Annotated in this window: 12 protein-coding genes; 10 read left to right on the top strand and 2 right to left on the bottom strand. The window is 51.9% G+C overall.

The genetic code is table 11. From position 1 onward, the window contains the following. Positions 1-21: 21 nt before the first annotated feature. Positions 22-1170 (bottom strand): formimidoylglutamase, encoded by a 1149-nt coding sequence (locus tag EFB08_RS18020; protein WP_123128361.1) that lies wholly within the window; start codon positions 1168-1170, stop codon positions 22-24. A gap of 154 nt (positions 1171-1324) precedes the next feature. Here EFB08_RS18020 and EFB08_RS18015 point away from each other — a divergent pair, with 154 nt between their 5' ends. The 10 genes from EFB08_RS18015 to EFB08_RS17970 all read left to right on the top strand — a co-directional run bounded on the left by EFB08_RS18015 (position 1325) and on the right by EFB08_RS17970 (position 16184). Then, positions 1325-3091, top strand: a complete 1767-nt coding sequence (locus EFB08_RS18015; RefSeq protein WP_123128360.1) for an AMP-dependent synthetase/ligase — start codon at positions 1325-1327, stop codon at positions 3089-3091. Positions 3092-3214: 123 nt separating this feature from the next. Beyond that, positions 3215-4048, top strand: coding sequence for a hypothetical protein (locus EFB08_RS18010; protein ID WP_123128359.1), 834 nt, complete (start codon positions 3215-3217; stop codon positions 4046-4048). A gap of 286 nt (positions 4049-4334) precedes the next feature. Next, positions 4335-4769, top strand: coding sequence for a MarR family winged helix-turn-helix transcriptional regulator (locus EFB08_RS18005; RefSeq protein WP_123128358.1), 435 nt, complete (start codon positions 4335-4337; stop codon positions 4767-4769). A gap of 121 nt (positions 4770-4890) precedes the next feature. Then, entirely contained in the window at positions 4891-7293 is a 2403-nt protein-coding gene (locus EFB08_RS18000; protein ID WP_123128357.1) for a 3-hydroxyacyl-CoA dehydrogenase/enoyl-CoA hydratase family protein, read from the top strand. 90 nt (positions 7294-7383) lie between these two features. Beyond that, positions 7384-7680, top strand: coding sequence for a GIY-YIG nuclease family protein (locus tag EFB08_RS17995; protein WP_123128356.1), 297 nt, complete (start codon positions 7384-7386; stop codon positions 7678-7680). 124 nt (positions 7681-7804) lie between these two features. Beyond that, positions 7805-8983 carry an acetyl-CoA C-acyltransferase gene (locus EFB08_RS17990; protein ID WP_123128355.1) on the top strand — a complete coding sequence of 393 codons (1179 nt, stop codon included), beginning with the start codon at positions 7805-7807 and terminating at the stop codon, positions 8981-8983. Positions 8984-8998: 15 nt separating this feature from the next. Beyond that, positions 8999-10786 carry an acyl-CoA dehydrogenase family protein gene (locus tag EFB08_RS17985; protein ID WP_123128354.1) on the top strand — a complete coding sequence of 596 codons (1788 nt, stop codon included), beginning with the start codon at positions 8999-9001 and terminating at the stop codon, positions 10784-10786. Positions 10787-11160: 374 nt separating this feature from the next. Then, positions 11161-14286, top strand: a complete 3126-nt coding sequence (locus tag EFB08_RS17980; RefSeq protein ID WP_123128353.1) for a SusC/RagA family TonB-linked outer membrane protein — start codon at positions 11161-11163, stop codon at positions 14284-14286. Between the two features lie 4 nt (positions 14287-14290). After that, a complete protein-coding gene (locus EFB08_RS17975; RefSeq protein ID WP_123128352.1) occupies positions 14291-15715 on the top strand; it encodes a SusD/RagB family nutrient-binding outer membrane lipoprotein in 1425 nt (474 codons plus the stop codon). Positions 15716-15728: 13 nt separating this feature from the next. Continuing rightward, complete coding sequence (locus tag EFB08_RS17970) at positions 15729-16184, top strand: hypothetical protein (RefSeq protein ID WP_123128351.1); 456 nt, start codon at positions 15729-15731, stop codon at positions 16182-16184. Positions 16185-16303: 119 nt separating this feature from the next. Here the strand turns inward: EFB08_RS17970 and EFB08_RS17965 are convergent, their stop codons facing one another. Beyond that, entirely contained in the window at positions 16304-17755 is a 1452-nt protein-coding gene (locus EFB08_RS17965) for a hypothetical protein (protein ID WP_123128350.1), read from the bottom strand. Between the last annotated feature and the right edge of the window lie 31 nt (positions 17756-17786).

Here is a 17786-nt window from a genome sequence, read left to right as displayed (position 1 = left end):
TTCAATCTCTCAATCATTCAATCAAAACCTCCCTTGCATCAAAATCCACCGGTGGGGCACTTCGCCATCTGCGGCGGTGAGGTAGTCTTGGTAGCTGCAGGGAACGAAAAGAGGCGGGCGCATGCCGGAGAGGTCGTCTACCTGCATCCACCATTTCTCGGTGTGCCGGTTTTTGAAGAAGTACATCTTGTTGGGGTTGTCATGAAAACCCACTGAGAACTTCAGGAACTGGTTGCTGGTGAAATCTAAGGTGCCCTGGCGTTGGTAGAAACCGTCAATGCTGTACCATACCATGGTCGCCAAAGTAGTGGCGGTTAGGGAACGGTGGTCAAACTCAGGGCGGTAGCCGTAGAAGCCCAGGGAACTGAGTTGGTCGCTCTGCCCGGCGTACCAGCAGAGTTGGCAGGCCTCTTCACCGGTAAGCCCGAAAGGATTGGCAATCTGCTGCCCGGGAGCATCCTGGTGTTTAATGGCCGAAATGTCAAAACTGATTAAATCGGCTTGCCGAATGATGGGTTCCATTTCCTGCATCTGTTGCCGAATCTGGCCCACTCTGAACAGTTCAAAGTGGAGTTTCTCAAAGGCCGCCAGGGTGGAGGCATCGGTTAGGTAGGCCTGGTGCCCAATGTGGCTGAGCCCAGATAGGTAGTTTGGGTCATGCAGCAAGATGCGGTGCAGGTGGTGCTCATCGGGTGAGGAATCCTCTACAGCAGCCATGTCCAGCTGGCTGTCTATAATGGTCAGGTTAACTGTTTTGGGCAGGTGCTCGTACCCTAAAAAATGGCCGTAGGTAAGGTCATGGGAACCGCCCAGCAGAATAGGGAATTTGCCCGAGTCTACTAATATTTCAATTACCTCTTTCAGACGAAGGTAGGTGTCTTCCAGGTGAATGCCCGGTAACAGGTTACCTAAGTCCACCACCAGCCAGGAGCCGGTTCCTTTCATGAGGCGGTATAGTTCCTGGCGAATTTTGTTCGGGCCTTGGTAGGTGAAATCGGTAGCGCCCGCGGTGCCGCGGTATTCTGGCAAGCCTATTAAGACCACCTCGGCGGAGCGCCAATCCGGAAACGAGTGGATGAAAGGGGCCAGGTAGCCCCCAACGGTTTTCGGTTTGTCTGCCTGCCCGAAGGGTTCCTCGGGAAGTGGTTCAAAAAAGATGGAGAGGTTCATGTAAGGCGTGTGGCAAAAATCAAATTTAAGTAATTATCAGCCATCTGGTAGAAGCATTTTTAACAATTCGGTTGCTTAGGTACAGGCTGGTTTTGTTTTTTTTAAACCTATTTTGATTATATTAACCCAACAAACGACTAAGAAGCGCAATTCTATGAAAGTAACCCGGGTTTTTGATTTGTTAACCAACCAGTTAGAGCAGTTTCCGCAACCAGACTGCCTGGCGGCCAAAATCAATGGAGAGTGGGTGAAATACAGTACCCAGCAACTGCAGGATACGGCCAACAAGTTGAGCCTGGCCTTGATCAAGTCAGGGATCAGGAAAGACGACAAGGTGGCGCTTATTTCCATGAACCGCCCGGAGTGGACTTTTTCTGATTACGGCATCCAGCAGACCGGTGCGGTGAGCGTGCCTTTGTACCCTACCATCACAGTAGAAGATTACCGGTACATCCTGAAAGACTCAGAGGCTAAACTGGTTCTGGTTTCCACTGAGGACCTGTATAATAAGGTAAAAGAAGCTGTTTCTGACATACCAGGGGTGCAGGAAATCTACACCTTTGACCACGTGCCCGGTGCCAAACATTGGTCTGAGTTACTGAAACTCGCCGAGGGCGAAGATGTGGCCACGCTGGAGCCTTACAAAGCAGACGTGAAACCATCGGATCTGCTTTCCATCATTTATACTTCGGGTACTACCGGCGCGCCCAAAGGCGTGATGCTGTCGCATAACAATCTGGTAAGTAATTTTACCAACGTGAAGCCCTTTGTTCCGGTAAACCAGGAGCACCGCGCCTTAAGCTTTTTGCCGCTCTGCCACATCTACGAGCGCATGGTGTCCTGCATTTACTTCTCGGTGGGCGTATCAATCTACTTTGCCGAGAGTATTGAAAAAGTAGGTGATAATCTCAAAGAAGTGAAACCGCACATCTTCGTGACCGTGCCGCGCCTTCTGGAGAAAGTATACGATAAGATTGTGGCCAAAGGCGGCGAGCTGACCGGCGTGAAAAAAGGCCTGTTCTTCTGGGCGCTGAACCTGGGGCAAAAATATGATACCCGCACTTCGCCGGGCTTCTTGTATGATACCCAATTGAAGGTGGCCCGTAAACTCATCTTCTCTAAATGGCAGGAGGCGCTGGGCGGAAACGTACGCGTAATCGTTTCTGGCGGAGCGGCCTTGCAACCCCGGTTAGCCCGCGTGTTCTGGGGAGCCAACATCCGCATCATGGAAGGCTACGGCCTTACCGAAACGTCTCCGGTAATTGCCGTAAACCGGTATGAGCCCGAGAACAATGTCATAGGAACCGTTGGCCCAGCCATCAACAACGTGGAAATCAAAATTGCCGAGGATGGCGAGATTCTGACCCGTTCTGAGAGCGTGATGGTGGGTTACTACAAACGCCCGGACCTCACCGCCGAAGTGATTGACCCAGACGGTTGGTTCCATACCGGCGACATAGGTGAACTGGTAGAGGGCAAGTTCCTCAAGATCACCGACCGCAAGAAAGAGATGTTCAAAACCTCCGGCGGAAAATACATCGCGCCGCAGCTGATTGAAAATAAACTAAAGGAGTCTCTCGTGATAGAGCAGGTGATGGTGGTGGGAGAAGGAGAAAAATTCCCGGGTGCGCTCATTGTGCCTGCTTTTGACGGCTTGCAGGAGTGGTGCAGAATCCACAGCATTCCGTACACCAATAACGAGGAAATGGTGAAAAAGCCTGAGATCATTGCCAAGTTCCAGAAGGAGATTGACAAAGCGAACGAACACCTGGCTCAGTACGAGAAAATCAAAAAGTTTGTACTACTGCCTAAGCTCTGGAGTGTGGAGACCGGCGAGATGACCCCTAAACTCAGCATCAAGCGCAAGGTCATCACCAACAATTGCCGCAGCTTAATTGAAGGCCTGTACCGAAACGCATAAGGTACTTAGAAACAGAAGGGGAGATACAGATTTGTGTCTCCCCTTCTGTTTCGTTTAGGGGGCGTTTTCCGTAAATCGGCCTAAAATCAGGTGTAACTTTCCCAGTATCTGACAGCGCCTTCTATGTTGAAGAAATGGAATAAATTCCTAGTCCTGCTAACCAGCATTCTGGTGCCTTCGGTCGGGTTTGCGCAGGTAGAAAACTATACCCCGGAGCCAGCCGTGCTGCCCGTGCATACGCTAGCTAACCAACTTCATCTGTCAGCGGGGTATGCGGGAAACAGAGGAGGGTACGGCCTTACAAGTTCTTATGCTTTAAACAGTTCTTGGGCGGTGTTTGCTTCAGGGTACCTGAACACTATTTCCTCCAGAAGCTTTGATATCTTAGGCCCGGGGTCCAGAACCGTAAGGAAGAATTACAACATCGGGGCCGGACTGGGTTTTTTGCTCCCTCGTAAGAATCCTGAGAATGTGGCCGAAGTATACCTGGGCGTGGGAAAGTTCTATGTGGATAATGCGAAGTTCGCCCCTTCTTCGGATGACGATTATAACACAACCCAAGCAGATTACTGGAAACTGTTTATTCAGCTCAATTACATTAAAGTAAAAGAAAAGGTGGAGTTTGGCGGGCTGTTGCGCGTACCTTATAACCGGTATACTAACTATGAATTTGCAGAAGTGTGGAATACAAACGTCAGGATAGATAGAGGTTTCGAGAACGTTAAAGGTGTCAACCTGGAGCCGGTGGCCAGTTTTAGTTTGAAGAAGAATAATGTCAAGCTGAACCTTCAAGCTGGTTACTCTTTGCCAATCATCAAAAGCCAGGAGAGGCCATACTTTATAGAGGAAACCAACAGGCAAAAAGTCTTCTATCCAGGCAATGACTATAAAACCAAGATGAGCGGCTTTATAGGAAGCATTAATCTGCAGTATAACCTAAACAGGAAATCGGGATAAGACGCATTTCCCCATTTCTAGGTTTTTGCGGACTAAGAAGTGAGTTAAGTGTAAGTCTCCTGCTTTAGCCTCGTTTCTTAGAAATCAGCCTGAAAACAGGAGTAGGGAAGGCGAGTATAACAGAAGGCTTTGTTAGCAAAGTGGCAATTAAGAGAAGTAGACGCTATTGTCAAATGCTGAAATTTGCTCTAAGCGTTCTCCAGGTTAAGAGTCTGTAAAAATTATTTGTTTATAGTATGCAAGCATAACATTTTTTTCTAAATTTGGTAAGAGACACATACACTATATGAAAGCAAACGAAACGGTTGACTATAATATCAAGGTATGTTGGCACGCCATCGCCCGCATGTACAACACCCAGGCGGTGAAGAATGACATCACCACGTCCATTGGGTTTGTACTGCTGAACATTGACCCTGAGAAAGGTACGCCTGCTACCAAGATTGCACCCCTTTTAGGATTAGAGGCCCGAAGCCTTACCCGCATTCTGAAAAGCATGGAGGAGAAAGGCCTTATCTACAAGGTAGCCGATGAGCAGGACAAACGCTCTGTCAGGATTCTGCTCACTGAGCTGGGCCTGGAGAAGCGGGAGGTAAGCCGGGTAACGGTTCGGCAGTTCAACCAGAAAGTGCGTGACCTGATTCCCGAAAGCCAACTGCAGGTGTTCTTCCAAGTGGTGGGGCAAATCAACAATATCATTGAGTCTAAAAAAGTGTTTTGATGCCTAAAGTTTAGGCTCGAAGGCCTAGCCGGTTTAAGGGCAGTTTTCTGCAAAAAGCCTCAAAACGGTAATGAAAAGAAAATCCGTGCTACGCACATCTTGATACTAAAACAGAGTAACTATGAAGAGAATCATTAAAAAGGTGGCGGTGTTAGGCTCGGGCATTATGGGCTCGCGCATTGCCTGCCACTTTGCCAATATTGGCGTGCAGGTGCTGCTGCTGGACATGGTGCCCCGTGAGTTGCTGCCCGAGGAAGAAGCCAAAGGCCTTACCCTGGAAAACAAGCTGGTGCGCAACCGCATTGTGAACACAGCGCTGCAAACCGCCATCACCTCCAACCCCGCGCCGCTCTACAAAAAAACCGATGCCCGCCTCATCCAGACCGGGAACTTTGATGATGACCTACCCGCCATTGCTACCTGTGACTGGACCATTGAAGTGGTGGTAGAAAACCTGAAGATAAAGCAAAGCGTGTTTGAGCGCGTGGAGCAGTTCCGCAAGCCCGGCACCCTTATTACCTCCAATACCTCAGGCATTCCCATCCACCTTATGCTGGAGGGGCGTTCAGACGATTTCAGAAAACACTTCTGCGGAACGCACTTCTTCAACCCGCCGCGCTACCTCAAATTGCTGGAGATTATCCCCACCGAGGAGACGGACCCCGAAACCATCAACTTCCTCTTAAACTACGGCGACCTGTACCTGGGTAAAACCACCGTGCTGGCCAAAGACACCCCAGCCTTCATAGCGAACCGGGTAGGTATCTACGGCATCATGCAGGTACTGCACGTGATGGAGAAACTGGGCCTGAACGTAGACGAAGTAGACCGTTTGACGGGTCCGGTAGTGGGTCGTCCTAAATCTGCCACCTTCCGAACTTCTGACGTGGTGGGCCTGGATACGCTAGCCAAAGTTGCCCAAGGCTTGTACCAAACCGGCGAAGCCGATGAAAAGCGTGACCTGTTCCAACTGCCGGGCTACATCCAGCAGATGCTGGAGAAAAGTTGGCTAGGCGATAAAACGCGACAAGGCTTCTACAAGAAAACTAAAACCGCTGAAGGCGCCACCGAAATCCTGACGCTGGACCTGAAAACCATGGAATACGGGCCTAAGCAGAAAGTCCGGTTCCAGAGCATGGAAATGCTGAAGCCTATTGAAGACCTCCGCAAGCGCCTCAAAGCGTTCAGCCAGGCCCAGGACAAAGCCGGTGAGTTCTTCCGGGAGACGTCTTACGGCCTGTTCCAATACGTGACCAACCGCATTCCTGAAATCTCTGACGAGCTCTACCGCATTGACGATGCCATGCGCGCCGGCTTTGGTTGGGAGCTTGGACCGTTCGAGACCTGGGATGCCTTAGGGGTGCGGGAGACCGTGGCTGCCATGGAAGCAGCTGGCTACAAACCGGCAGAGTGGGTGTACCACATGCTGGAAGCGGGCCACGAAACGTTCTACCGCAGCCAGAACCACCAGCGCCAGTACTATGACCTGCTCACCAAAGATTACCGCCAGATTCCGGGCACCGAGCATTTTGTGCTGCTGGATGTGCTGCGCGGTACCAACGTCGTTTGGAAAAACGCTGGTTGCTCTATTATAGATCTCGGTGATGGTATTCTCAATGTGGAGTTTCATTCCAAAATGAACGCTATTGGCAGCGAGATCATTCAGGGCCTGAACAAAGGCATTGACTTAGCGGAGCAGAGCTTCAGAGGAGTGGTTGTAGGCAACGAGGCTGCTAACTTCTCTGCGGGAGCGAACCTGGGCTTGGTGTTCATGTACGCCCTGGACCAGGAGTACGATGAGCTCAATCTCATGATCAAGCAGTTCCAGAACACCATGATGCGCATGCGCTACTCGGCTATTCCGGTAGTGGCAGCACCGCATGGCCTGACGCTGGGTGGCGGCTGCGAACTCTGCCTTCACGCCGATAGAGTGCAGGCGGCCGCAGAAACGTACATTGGGCTGGTTGAATTTGGCGTAGGCTTGATTCCCGGCGGGGGCGGAACAAAGGAAATGACCCTGCGCACCTCTGCCGCTTACGAAGAAGGCGACACTGAGTACAACGCTCTGCGCAACGTGTTCATGACCATCGGGACGGCCAAAGTATCCACCTCCGCCGCCGAGGCCTACGATTTAGGTTTTATGCGCCACGGCGATGGCATCACCCTCAACACCAACCGTCAACTGGCCGAAGCCAAAGCCGAAGCCATTCTCCTGGCCGAGGCCGGTTACACCAAACCAACGCCTAAAACCAACATCAAGGTACAGGGCCGCGGTGGCCTGGGCATGTTCATCACTGGTGCCCACGCCATGCAGGCGGCCGGGTTCATCTCTGACCATGACCGCAAAATCTCTGAGAAACTGGCCTACGTGATGTGCGGCGGTGATTTGTCTATGCCATCAGAAGTGTCTGAGCAATACCTGCTGGACCTGGAGCGCGAAGCCTTCCTGAGTCTCTGCGGCGAACGCAAGACGCTGGAACGCATCAAGAGCATTTTGACCACGGGTAAGCCACTGCGGAATTAAGAGCGAAGAACCGCTTCTCTCTTTTTGTAATCTTTATCCTTTTTTGTCATCCTGGAAGGAACTTGTGGGCGAACTAGACAAGCAGGAGCTATGAAACAACATAACTACTTTGTCTACCTCATCAGCAACCCAAGTAAGACTGTTCTCTATACAGGAGTCACCAATGATTTGGAAGTGCGCCTGCAACAGCATAAGGATAACCGCGGAAAGCCAGAGACCTTTGCTGGCAAGTTCTACTGCTACAAACTGCTGTACTATGAACGCTACACCAATGTGGAGCAGGCCATTGAAAGAGAGAAGGAGATAAAGCTGATGGGTCGAGAAGCAAAGGTAGAGTTGATAAAATCAGTAAACCCTAAAATGAGTTTCTTGTACATAGCCAGCTAAATTACAGTTCGCCCACAAGGTCCTTTCAGGATGACAAAAGGTGGGAGAACGTTAAGAATGAGAAAAGGAATGAAACCCGTTTTTCGCTTGTTTTTATAAAAACACCTCAAAAACAGAAAAGAAAATGCAAACTGCCTATATAGTTGCCGGATTCAGGACCGCCGTGGGGAAAGCGCCCCGCGGAGTATTCCGTTTCACCCGGCCAGATGATTTGGCTGCCGATGTGATCAAGCATCTGCTGGCATCGGTGCCGCAATTGGATCCTGCCAGAGTAGATGATCTCCTAGTAGGAAATGCGGTGCCCGAGGCCGAGCAAGGCCTGCAGATGGGACGTATGATTTCCCTTTTGTCTCTGCCCATCAACGTGCCCGGCGCCATTATGAACCGTTACTGCGGCTCGGGAATTGAGACCATCGCCACGGCGTCTTTCAAGATCCAGTCCGACATGGCCGATTGTATCATCGCTGGAGGTGCGGAGTCTATGAGCCTGGTGCCAGTAGTAGGCTGGAAAACTGCCCCTAACTACAAGATCGCGAAAGAGCACCCAGAGTATTACCTGAGCATGGGCTTAACTGCCGAGGCCGTGGCACATGACTTCAAGGTGAGCCGGGAAGACCAGGATGCTTTTGCCTATGCCTCCCACCAGAAAGCCATCAGAGCCATTGAGGAAGGCCGGTTCAGAGACCAGATCGTGCCCATCAATGTGGAAGAAACCTATCTGGATGAGAACGGCAAAAAGAAAACCCGTTCTTATGTGGTAGACACCGATGAAGGTCCGCGTGCGGATACGTCTATTGAGAAATTAGCCAAACTACGGCCGGTATTTGCCGCCAACGGGAGCGTGACCGCCGGGAACTCTTCCCAGACCTCAGACGGCGCCGCCTTCGTGATTGTGATGAGCGAGCGGATGGTGAAAGAACTGAACATCGAGCCCATTGCCCGCCTGGTTTCCTATGCCGCCGAAGGCGTGGACCCGCGCATCATGGGCATGGGACCAGTGAAAGCCATTCCGAAGGCTCTTAAAATGGCTGGCATGAACCTGCAGGACATTGACTTCATTGAAATGAACGAAGCCTTTGCGTCACAATCCATTGCGGTAATGCGGGAACTAGGCATCGACCCGGATAAACTGAACCCAAATGGCGGCGCCATTGCCTTAGGTCACCCGCTGGGTTGTACCGGAGCTAAACTGAGCGTGCAGCTCTTCAGCGACTTGCGCCGGATGAACAAGAAGTACGGCATGGTGACGGCCTGTGTGGGCGGAGGCCAGGGAGTGGCCGGTATCTATGAATTTTTAAAATAAACAGCATCTAAACATATGGAAACTGTAAGCAGAACATTGAGAGGCGGGGAGTTCATCATTAAGGAGACGAACGCCCAGGACGTTTTCACGCCGGAGGATTTCTCTGAGGAGCAGCGCATGATGGCCGAGACGGCTCGGCAATTTGTGGACACCGAGGTGCAGCCTTTGGTGGAGCGCATGGATAACCACGAGGAAGGCCTGCTGGAAGATTTGATGAAAAAGGCCGGAGATCTGGGCTTGTTCGGGGTGGCTATTCCAGAGGAGTACGGCGGGCTGAACATGGATTTCAACTCCTCTTTGCTCGTGACCGAATCGGTTGGGCCAGGACACTCGTTTCCGGTGGCGTTTGCGGCGCATACGGGCATTGGGACCTTGCCCATTCTGTACTTCGGTACCGAGGAGCAGAAACTTAAATACATTCCTAAACTGGCCACTGGTGAGTGGACCTCGTCATACTGCCTGACTGAGCCGGGTTCGGGATCAGATGCCTTGGCGGCCAAGACTAAAGCAATCCTGGACGTGGAAGGCGATAACTACATCCTGAACGGCCAGAAAATGTGGATCACCAACGCCGGCTTCGCCGATGTCTTCATTGTGTTTGCGCAGGTAGACGGCGACAAGTTCACCGGGTTCATCGTGGAGAAAGGCACCGAAGGCTTAAGCTTGGGCAATGAGGAGCATAAGATGGGAATCAAAGGTTCTTCTACCCGCCAGGTGTTCTTCACCGACTGCAAAGTGCCGAAAGAAAATGTACTTGGTGAAATCGGGAAAGGCCATTTGATCGCGTTCAACATCCTCAACATCGGCCGGATTAAACTGGCCGCGGCTTGTTTGGGCGCTTGTAAGAGCGTGGCTGATCTATCGGTGAAATACGCCAACGAGCGCATCCAGTTCAAAATTCCAATCTCAAAATTTGGAGCCATCCGCCATAAACTGGCGGAGCAGGCCATCCGGATCTTCGCGGTAGAATCTGCGTTGTACCGCGCCGGACACGACATCCACAACAAAGAGCAGGAACTGCTGGCCGCCGGTAAAAGCTACAACGAGGCCGTATTGGAAGCCGCCCGTGAGTTTGCCGTAGAGGCTGCCATCCTGAAAGTGGACAGCTCCGAGGTGCTGGATTACGTGGTAGACGAAGGCGTGCAGATTTACGGTGGCTACGGCTATTCCGCCGATTACCCTATGGACCGCGCGTACCGCGATGCCCGCATCAACCGTATCTTTGAAGGCACCAACGAGATCAACCGCATGCTCATCGTGGACATGGTCTTGAAGAAAGCCATGAAAGGCGAACTGGATTTGATGGGCCCTGCCGCCGCCGTGCAACAAGAGTTGATGGAGATCCCTGATTTCGGGGACGAAGACACTACCTTGTTTGCCTACGAGAAAAAAGCTATCAGCAAGTTCAAGAAAGCCATGCTGCTGACCGCCGGAACCGCCGTGCAGAAGTTCATGATGACCTTGGAGAAAGAGCAGGAAGTCTTGATGTACATCGCGGATATGGCCATCCAGGCCTACATCGCGGAGTCTACGTTGCTGCGTGTGGAGAAACTGGTGAGCCGTGACGGCGAAGAGGCGCATGCCCGTCAACTGGACATGGTCCGCGTAGTCATCAACGATGCCGCTGACCGCATCAACAAGGCCGGTAAAGAAGCCATCGCGGCTATGAGCGAACCCGGCGATGAGCAAAAACTGCTGCTGATCGGTCTGAAACGCTTCACCAAACTGGAGCCATTCAATACCAAAGAAGCCCGTCGCCGTATTGCTGCTGAGTTGATCAAAGCAAACGAGTACGTGTACTAATTTGCGTTTAGGTGCCATTTTGGCCATAACAGCCTAAAAACAGAAAGCCCCGCCAATTGGCGGGGCTTTCTGTTTTTAGGCTGTTATATCAGTTGACGCTGGCGCGAGCCTCCAGCTCGTGTCCGCACCCATGCCTGATGACAGGCGATTGCATCTATCCAAGTGCGTCTGCTTTCCTTTTCAAACCAATCATCTAGCAGGGATTTTACCTCTGCAAACCTTTCTATCTGAAGGTTTTATTTGCGTCTAAGTGTGTAAAAATTAAAAATAGATTTGTTTAAATATTTAAGGGAATAATATTCTTTTTTAGATATGGTATCTATACCTTAGGTGCAGTATATTTTGTATAGTAAGCTCACCTTAAACTAGTTACTATGATAAAACATCTATTCATCTTAATTTTGGTCATAGGCAGTTTACAGGCTTATGGTCAGACCAGGGTCTCAGGGAGAGTCACTTCCGGTAATACATCCGAAGTGCTCGCGGGCGTAACCGTTCTGGAAAAGGGCAACCCCACGAATGGGGTCACTACCGACTCAGACGGCCGATACACCCTCTCTGTGGCAGGAACCAATGCTGTGCTGGTTTTCTCTTTCATCGGGTATGAAACCAGAGAAGTACCCGTGGGAAACCAGCAAACCATTGACATAGGCCTTCGGGAAAGTGCCCGGTCACTGGATGAAGTGGTGGTAACCGCCTTCGGGGTGGAGCAAGAGCGCAGATCACTGAGCTATGCCGTGCAGGAAGTGGATAGCCGCTTGATTCAGGAAACAAACCAACCCAATGCCCTGAATGCGCTGCGCGGAAGAGTGGCCGGGGTGAGTATTCAAAGCGCGGGCGGTGCACCCGGAGCAGGTGCCACTATTGTGATCCGGGGGATCAACTCGCTTAACCCTAATGCCAATAACCAGCCCCTGTTTGTGATAGACGGCATTCCCATCAGTAACCAGACCGACCTGACCGGCGGCCGGCCAACGGCAACTCCGGCAGACTTGAACGTTGGCCGTGGCGGCGAGACCTTCACCAACACCAACCGCTTTGCAGACATTAACCCAGATGACATTGCCACCATCTCGGTGCTGAAAGGGCCGGCGGCATCGGCGTTGTATGGGCTGCGGGCGTCTAACGGAGCGGTGATTATTACTACCAAATCTGGGCAGGCGGGGAAGACTACCTTTAACTTCCGAACTTCGGTGAGCGTGGATGATGTGTATCGTACGCCGCCCATGCAAGATCGCTACGGCCGAGGGTTCAACGGCATCTACAACCCCGCTGATTATCGGTCCGATGGTCCGCCAATTCCGGCCGGAGAGCGTATCTATGATCAATGGGATCAGGTTTTCAGCACCGGGCACCAGTACCAGAATAACTTTTCCGTTTCGGGCGGAACAGAGCAGGCCACCTTCTATGGGTCTGTGGGAAGGTTGGATCAGACGGGCGTCGTCCCTAATTCTGAATTCGACCGCACCACCGTGAAGCTCACCGGGTCATTGAAAGCCTCTGAGCGCTTGCGGATAGACGGTTCTGCCAACTTCATCAATTCCAACAGTCTCAACCCCAGAAACGGGGTGGGTGGCTCGGGCGTGATTTCATATGCTTCGCGGTATGCGCCTGATGTAGACATGTTCAACTACCTTAACCCAGACGGGACTCAATTCAGGTACGCCACGCAGTTAGACAATCCTTTCTTCTTTGCGGAGAATGCCTATCAGGAGGAAGACTTGAACCGGATCATCGGGAACATGGGGCTCAACTACAAGTTCACCGATTGGCTCTCGCTGGATTACCGTGCCGGGATAGACTATTATAACAACCAGCGGCGCATCATCACGCGCCCAACGGTGTTGATTGCGGCTACCACCCGGGGGAGTATCAACGAGCAAACTCTTACCTATCAGGAAATCAACAGCAACTTGCTCTTAACCGGAGAACGCCAGCTCAGCGAGAGTTTCGGGTTAACGGTTTCACTGGGTAACCAGATCACCACCATCAACACCACCGATGTAGCGGGATTTGGATCAAATTTCATTTTGCCGGACTTCAACAGCGTCAACAACTTGGGGCAGTACACCGTGCGGTCTTTCCCCACGGAGCGCAACATCATCGGGGCGTTTGGAGACGCCAAGTTGAACTACAAAGAGACCGTCTTCCTGAACGTAACCGGCCGGAATGACTGGTCTTCTACCTTGCCGGAGCAGAACAGATCCTTTTTCTACCCGTCGGTGAGTCTGGCGTATATCTTCTCTGAAACGCTGGGGATTTCACAAAATCGCTTTTTTAACTACGGAAAGCTCAGGGCTTCTTACGCGGAGGTAGGGAAAGATGCCGCCCCTTATCTGCTGGGTACCTACTACAGCACCTTGGCACCGTTCTTGGGAGTTGCGGGAATTAGACGAAGTGAGGTCATCGGTTCAGAAACCTTGCGGCCAGAGCGTACCAAAGGGTGGGAGTTTGGCGTGGAACTGGCTTTCTTGGGAAATAGAGTAAAGCTAGATGCCAATTACGCCCTCCAGAACTCAGTAGACCAGATTGTGCCTATTCCTACCAGTAGGGCGATTGGTTTTACCACTTACGTAGCCAACGCCGGAGAAATCCAGAACCGGGTGTTGGAATTGGTGTTAGATGCCGAGGTGCTCAAAGCCGGGAACTTCAGTTGGAACAGTATCTTCAACTTTACCCGCCTGCGCGGCGAGGTAATCAGTATGCCCGAGGGTGTGGATGTGATTACCTTCCAACCAGAGTCGCCTTGGGTGAAACAGCGCATCCAAACCGGCGGCAGACCAGGTGACTGGTACGGTTGGGCGCTCAGCCGGGTGAATAGTCCCGGAGATCCGGCCCATGGGCGGCTGGTTATTTTCAACGGATACCCAGACGTAAACAATAACTGGAGGGGGGTTCCCCTTGCTTCGGATACGCACATCGGGAACGCTTTCCCGGACTATGAAGGCGGCTGGAACAACAGCTTCAGCTTCAAAAATTTTAATTTCAGTTTTCTGATCAACTTCCGGAAAGGTGGCGAGGCATTTGACATCAACCGCCGGATGCGCTATGGTTCTGCCGGGGGTGAGTCGCCCACCGGAGCCGAAACAGACCTCCGCAACCGCCTAGTTATCTTTGATGGAGTGGTCAACAGAGGTACCACAGAGGCACCGGTGTGGGAGGAGAATACGACTCCCGTGGTGATTGATGTGTCTACTCTCTACAGCCAGGCATTCCGATACCGGTTAGCCAAAGAGTTCAACGGTTTCCAGGATGCCAGCGTGCTGCGCCTGCAGAACGTGAGCCTGAGTTACTCGCTACCTAAAACCTTACTCGCCAAGACGCCTTTTACGAACGTGACCGCCTCCGTGACCGGCAATAATCTCTGGATGACGTCGCCTTTCATTGGCTTCGACCCAGAGCAAAGCGCCTACGGCCCGGGGAGCAACGTTTTTGGCTACGTGGGTACCAACATTCCGGCAACCAGAAGTATTTATTTCGGTCTAAACGTTACCCTTTGATCTTATGAGAAAGATACTTTATAGCGTAAGCCTGGCCCTGAGTGTGTTCCTTGTAGGGGCCTGTAACGATCTGCTGGACGCGAATTCAGATCCTGGAAGGGTAGGGGTAGATGAAGCGACTATCGCCACGCTGCTTCCCTCTGCTCAGCGGTTTACAGCCAATACCCAGTACGGGGCTGCTCAATACGGAGCGCAGTATCCGCAGTACCTCACAGGGCAGGCCATCGGGCAGTTTACGCCTTATGGGTTTGACCAACTGTGGCAGCCTTTCTACACCGATGCTTTTCCTACGCTGCAAGACATTATCACCAGAGCCGAACCCCTGGGAGCCTACAATTATTCGGGCATTGCCAAAACGCTGCTGGCGTTAAACCTGATGACGGTGGCCGATATTTTCGGGGATGCCCCTTATTCCCAAGCGCTCCAGGGTGTAGCTAACCTCTATCCTTGTTATGATAAGATGGAGGATTTGTACCGCGTGCACATCATCAAGCTGCTGGACGAAGCGTTGGCGGATTTAGCCAAGCCTTTGCCAGCCAGACCAGATTTGCGAACGGTGCAAAACGACCTGATCTATAAAGGAGACTTAGCCCAATGGACGAAGGCCGTCCACGCCATCCGGGCCAGGTATTTTCTGCATTTGAGTGAGAAAGATCCGGCAGCTCTGGCTACGGCAGCCCAGGAAGCAGCCATGTCCTTCACCTCCAACACCGATGATTTGCAACTGGTCTATGAAGAACAGAACCCTAACCCTTGGTTTGGTTTCCTGGGAAATGCCACAAATAAACCCATGCAGCCCAGCTCCTACGTGGTGGATTTATTAAGCGGAAGAGGCGGAAGGTTCCAGGGGGTGACAGACCCACGTCTACCTATCTACATGACGCGTTCGGGTACCAACACCACCTACACGGGGCTAACCCCAGGCAGACTAATAGGAGAGCCCTCCGCCAACGTGAACATGACCCCAACTTCCTGGCATACCCGGGCCGTGGCGCCTATTTTGTTCATTACCTATGCTGAAATACAGTTCATCATCGCCGAGGCCTTGTTCAACACCAACCGGGAGGAGGCGTATGCGGCTTACCTCAGGGGGATCGAGGCCAGCATGCGGAAAGTGGGGACTTCTGAAGCCGAGATTACCGCTTATGTCACGAACCCGGCCGTTGCCTTGGGTTCCGCTACGTTTACGCTGCAGGACATCATGCTGCAGAAGTACCTGGCCTTGTACATGCAGATGGAAACTTGGACCGATATGCGGCGCTACCAATATGACCCAAACGTATATGTAGGCCTGCAAAAACCGGTCATCAATCAACTTCCGGGTAATCCCTGGGTGCAGCGGTCTAACCTCGCTGACGAGGAGCCGGGTGTGAATACCTGTTTGCCTGAGGGCGTTACCCAAACGGGCGTTTTATGGCTGTTTCAATAAAAACGGGCTCAATATGAAAAATATACTTAACCTCTTTTCCCTGGCTTTGCTGGCTTTCGCGTGCACGTTCAGCGCCTGTGATGAAGACCCTACCGAGGACTTGGAAGAAATCATCAAAGAAGATCTGGGCTATGTACCTAAGATTGCCACCTTTCGGCTTGTTACTCCTGCTTCAACGGCGGTAGCGCCCGGCACTAACCTGACGATGGATTTGCGGTACTGGTCTGAGGGGCAGATTAAGGATGTTCAGTTCTACATGATCATGGGCACACAGGAAACCAAAATCGGGGAAACACCTTATCAACCCGCCTACAGCAAAGTCACCCGCACCGATTCGCTCTTGTTCAATTACCAGGTTCCCGCTGGCATTGCTCCCGGAAGTGCGTTTTCCATCCAGGCGCGGGTAGCCAATCAGGGATTGGAGCAATATCCTGCCCGGGCAAGTGTCAGTTTCACGGTACCCCAGTAAAAGCCTGATGTGATTTAAGATAAAAAGAAACACCCATGGAGTCTAGAATTCCATGGGTGTTTCTTTTATCAACTAATACTGCTTTGAGCCGCTTTTCCTGAAAACAGCCCTAAAACAGATTAGTTCTTGAAGGTAATCCGGCTGAGGCGTAAACCTGCCGAGGCTTTGGACGGACTGTTCACGGCGGTGATGGTGCGTTCGTCTAACCACGTGGTGAAGTCTTTTACAAAGGCTACCTGTTTATCATTGGCTACATTGAGGCCTACGGCTTTGGGTGGTTCAGAGGCGCCGGTTAACAGATGGATGGAGCGCGTGTACAGATCGGTTTTGCCTTTGATGGTTTCCAGGGTGAGCAGTTGCAGGCGGTTGCCAATAAGGTGCGCGTTGTAAGAGATGCCGGCAAACCCTTCGGCGGCGGGGGCTGTCTGGTTTTTCAAAATCACGGAATTCCAGGTAGGGTGCAGGTACTCGTCATAGGCAAACAGCAGCAGCTCCTTGGCGTGGTAATCGCTGTTCTCGCCGCCTTCGGTGTATTTTTTCTCAGCAATTATAAGGGTCTGACCTTCGGTGCTGATCAGGATATCTGAGAGGTAGAGGTCTTCTACTCGTTTGGCGCCGGTAGCTTTGGTGAGCTTTTCGGTAAACTCGGGCGTAAACCGGAACTCATCCGCGAAGCGCATGTTGCCCGCGGCGTAGTCAAACCGAACCATTTTCAGGCTGTGGTACTCGCCTTTCTTTTCTTCGGCCACCAGTACCGCGGCGTACAGGCTGCTGTCCTGGTGCAACTGAAAATGAGTATCCATCACGTACACTTTCTCTCCGTCAAATACGCCGCCCAGCATCACTTCCATGACCTTGATCTCATTGTCGCGGTTGTTGTAGCGGCGCACGCTCAGGCGCATGGAATTGTTGGTGAGGATGCTCACGAACTGATTTCCGTGGTTGTCTATCTGAATCTGGGCGCTCACCTGCTGTCCGGCTCCCGCAAAATCATAGGTTCTGTCTTTGATCTTGGTAAGCGAGGCATCATAGACCGTACCCTTAATGGATTGGAGTTCCTCGTTTCGGGTAATGGAATGATACGCCACCAGTTTGGAACCGTCTGCGGAGATGGCCACGCCTAGGCGCCGGCTTTTGCTGGGGGCATCCAGTAGTTTGGTCTGGCTTATCTCTTTGCCGGTGTTCACGTCAAACAACCGTCCATACAGCGCCTGGCTGCCTTGCTCGGCCTGAACACGGTGCGTAATAAGTAAAACGGTCTGATTGTTGTGCGAGAAAGCCTCTACGGTTTCACTGCCCAGCAACGAAACAGGGGTGGTCCAAGATGCCTTCAAATCGGCACCGTACCGGATGAGGGCATACGAGTTGTCTGCTTTTCGGCTGAGGATCACAAAATCCGTGGGGCTTACCGCGAAGGCCTTCTTGGGGATGCGTTGGTTGTACTGGTCGCCGGCCGCCTCTGGGGCATAGGAGAACGCTGCTGACTTTATCTTCTGCGCCTGCGCCCGGGGTATTTGGCAGAACAGGGTTACGAGTAAGAAAAAAGATGATAACAGGGGACTGATACGCATAAAAGTAGAATTGAATTTTTTGACAATATAC

This window comes from Rufibacter latericius (genome assembly GCF_003721515.1).
GTDB lineage: Bacteria > Bacteroidota > Bacteroidia > Cytophagales > Hymenobacteraceae > Nibribacter > Nibribacter latericius.
Note: the sequence above shows the minus strand (reverse complement) of the source record. Positions and strands in the feature narration are given on the sequence as shown.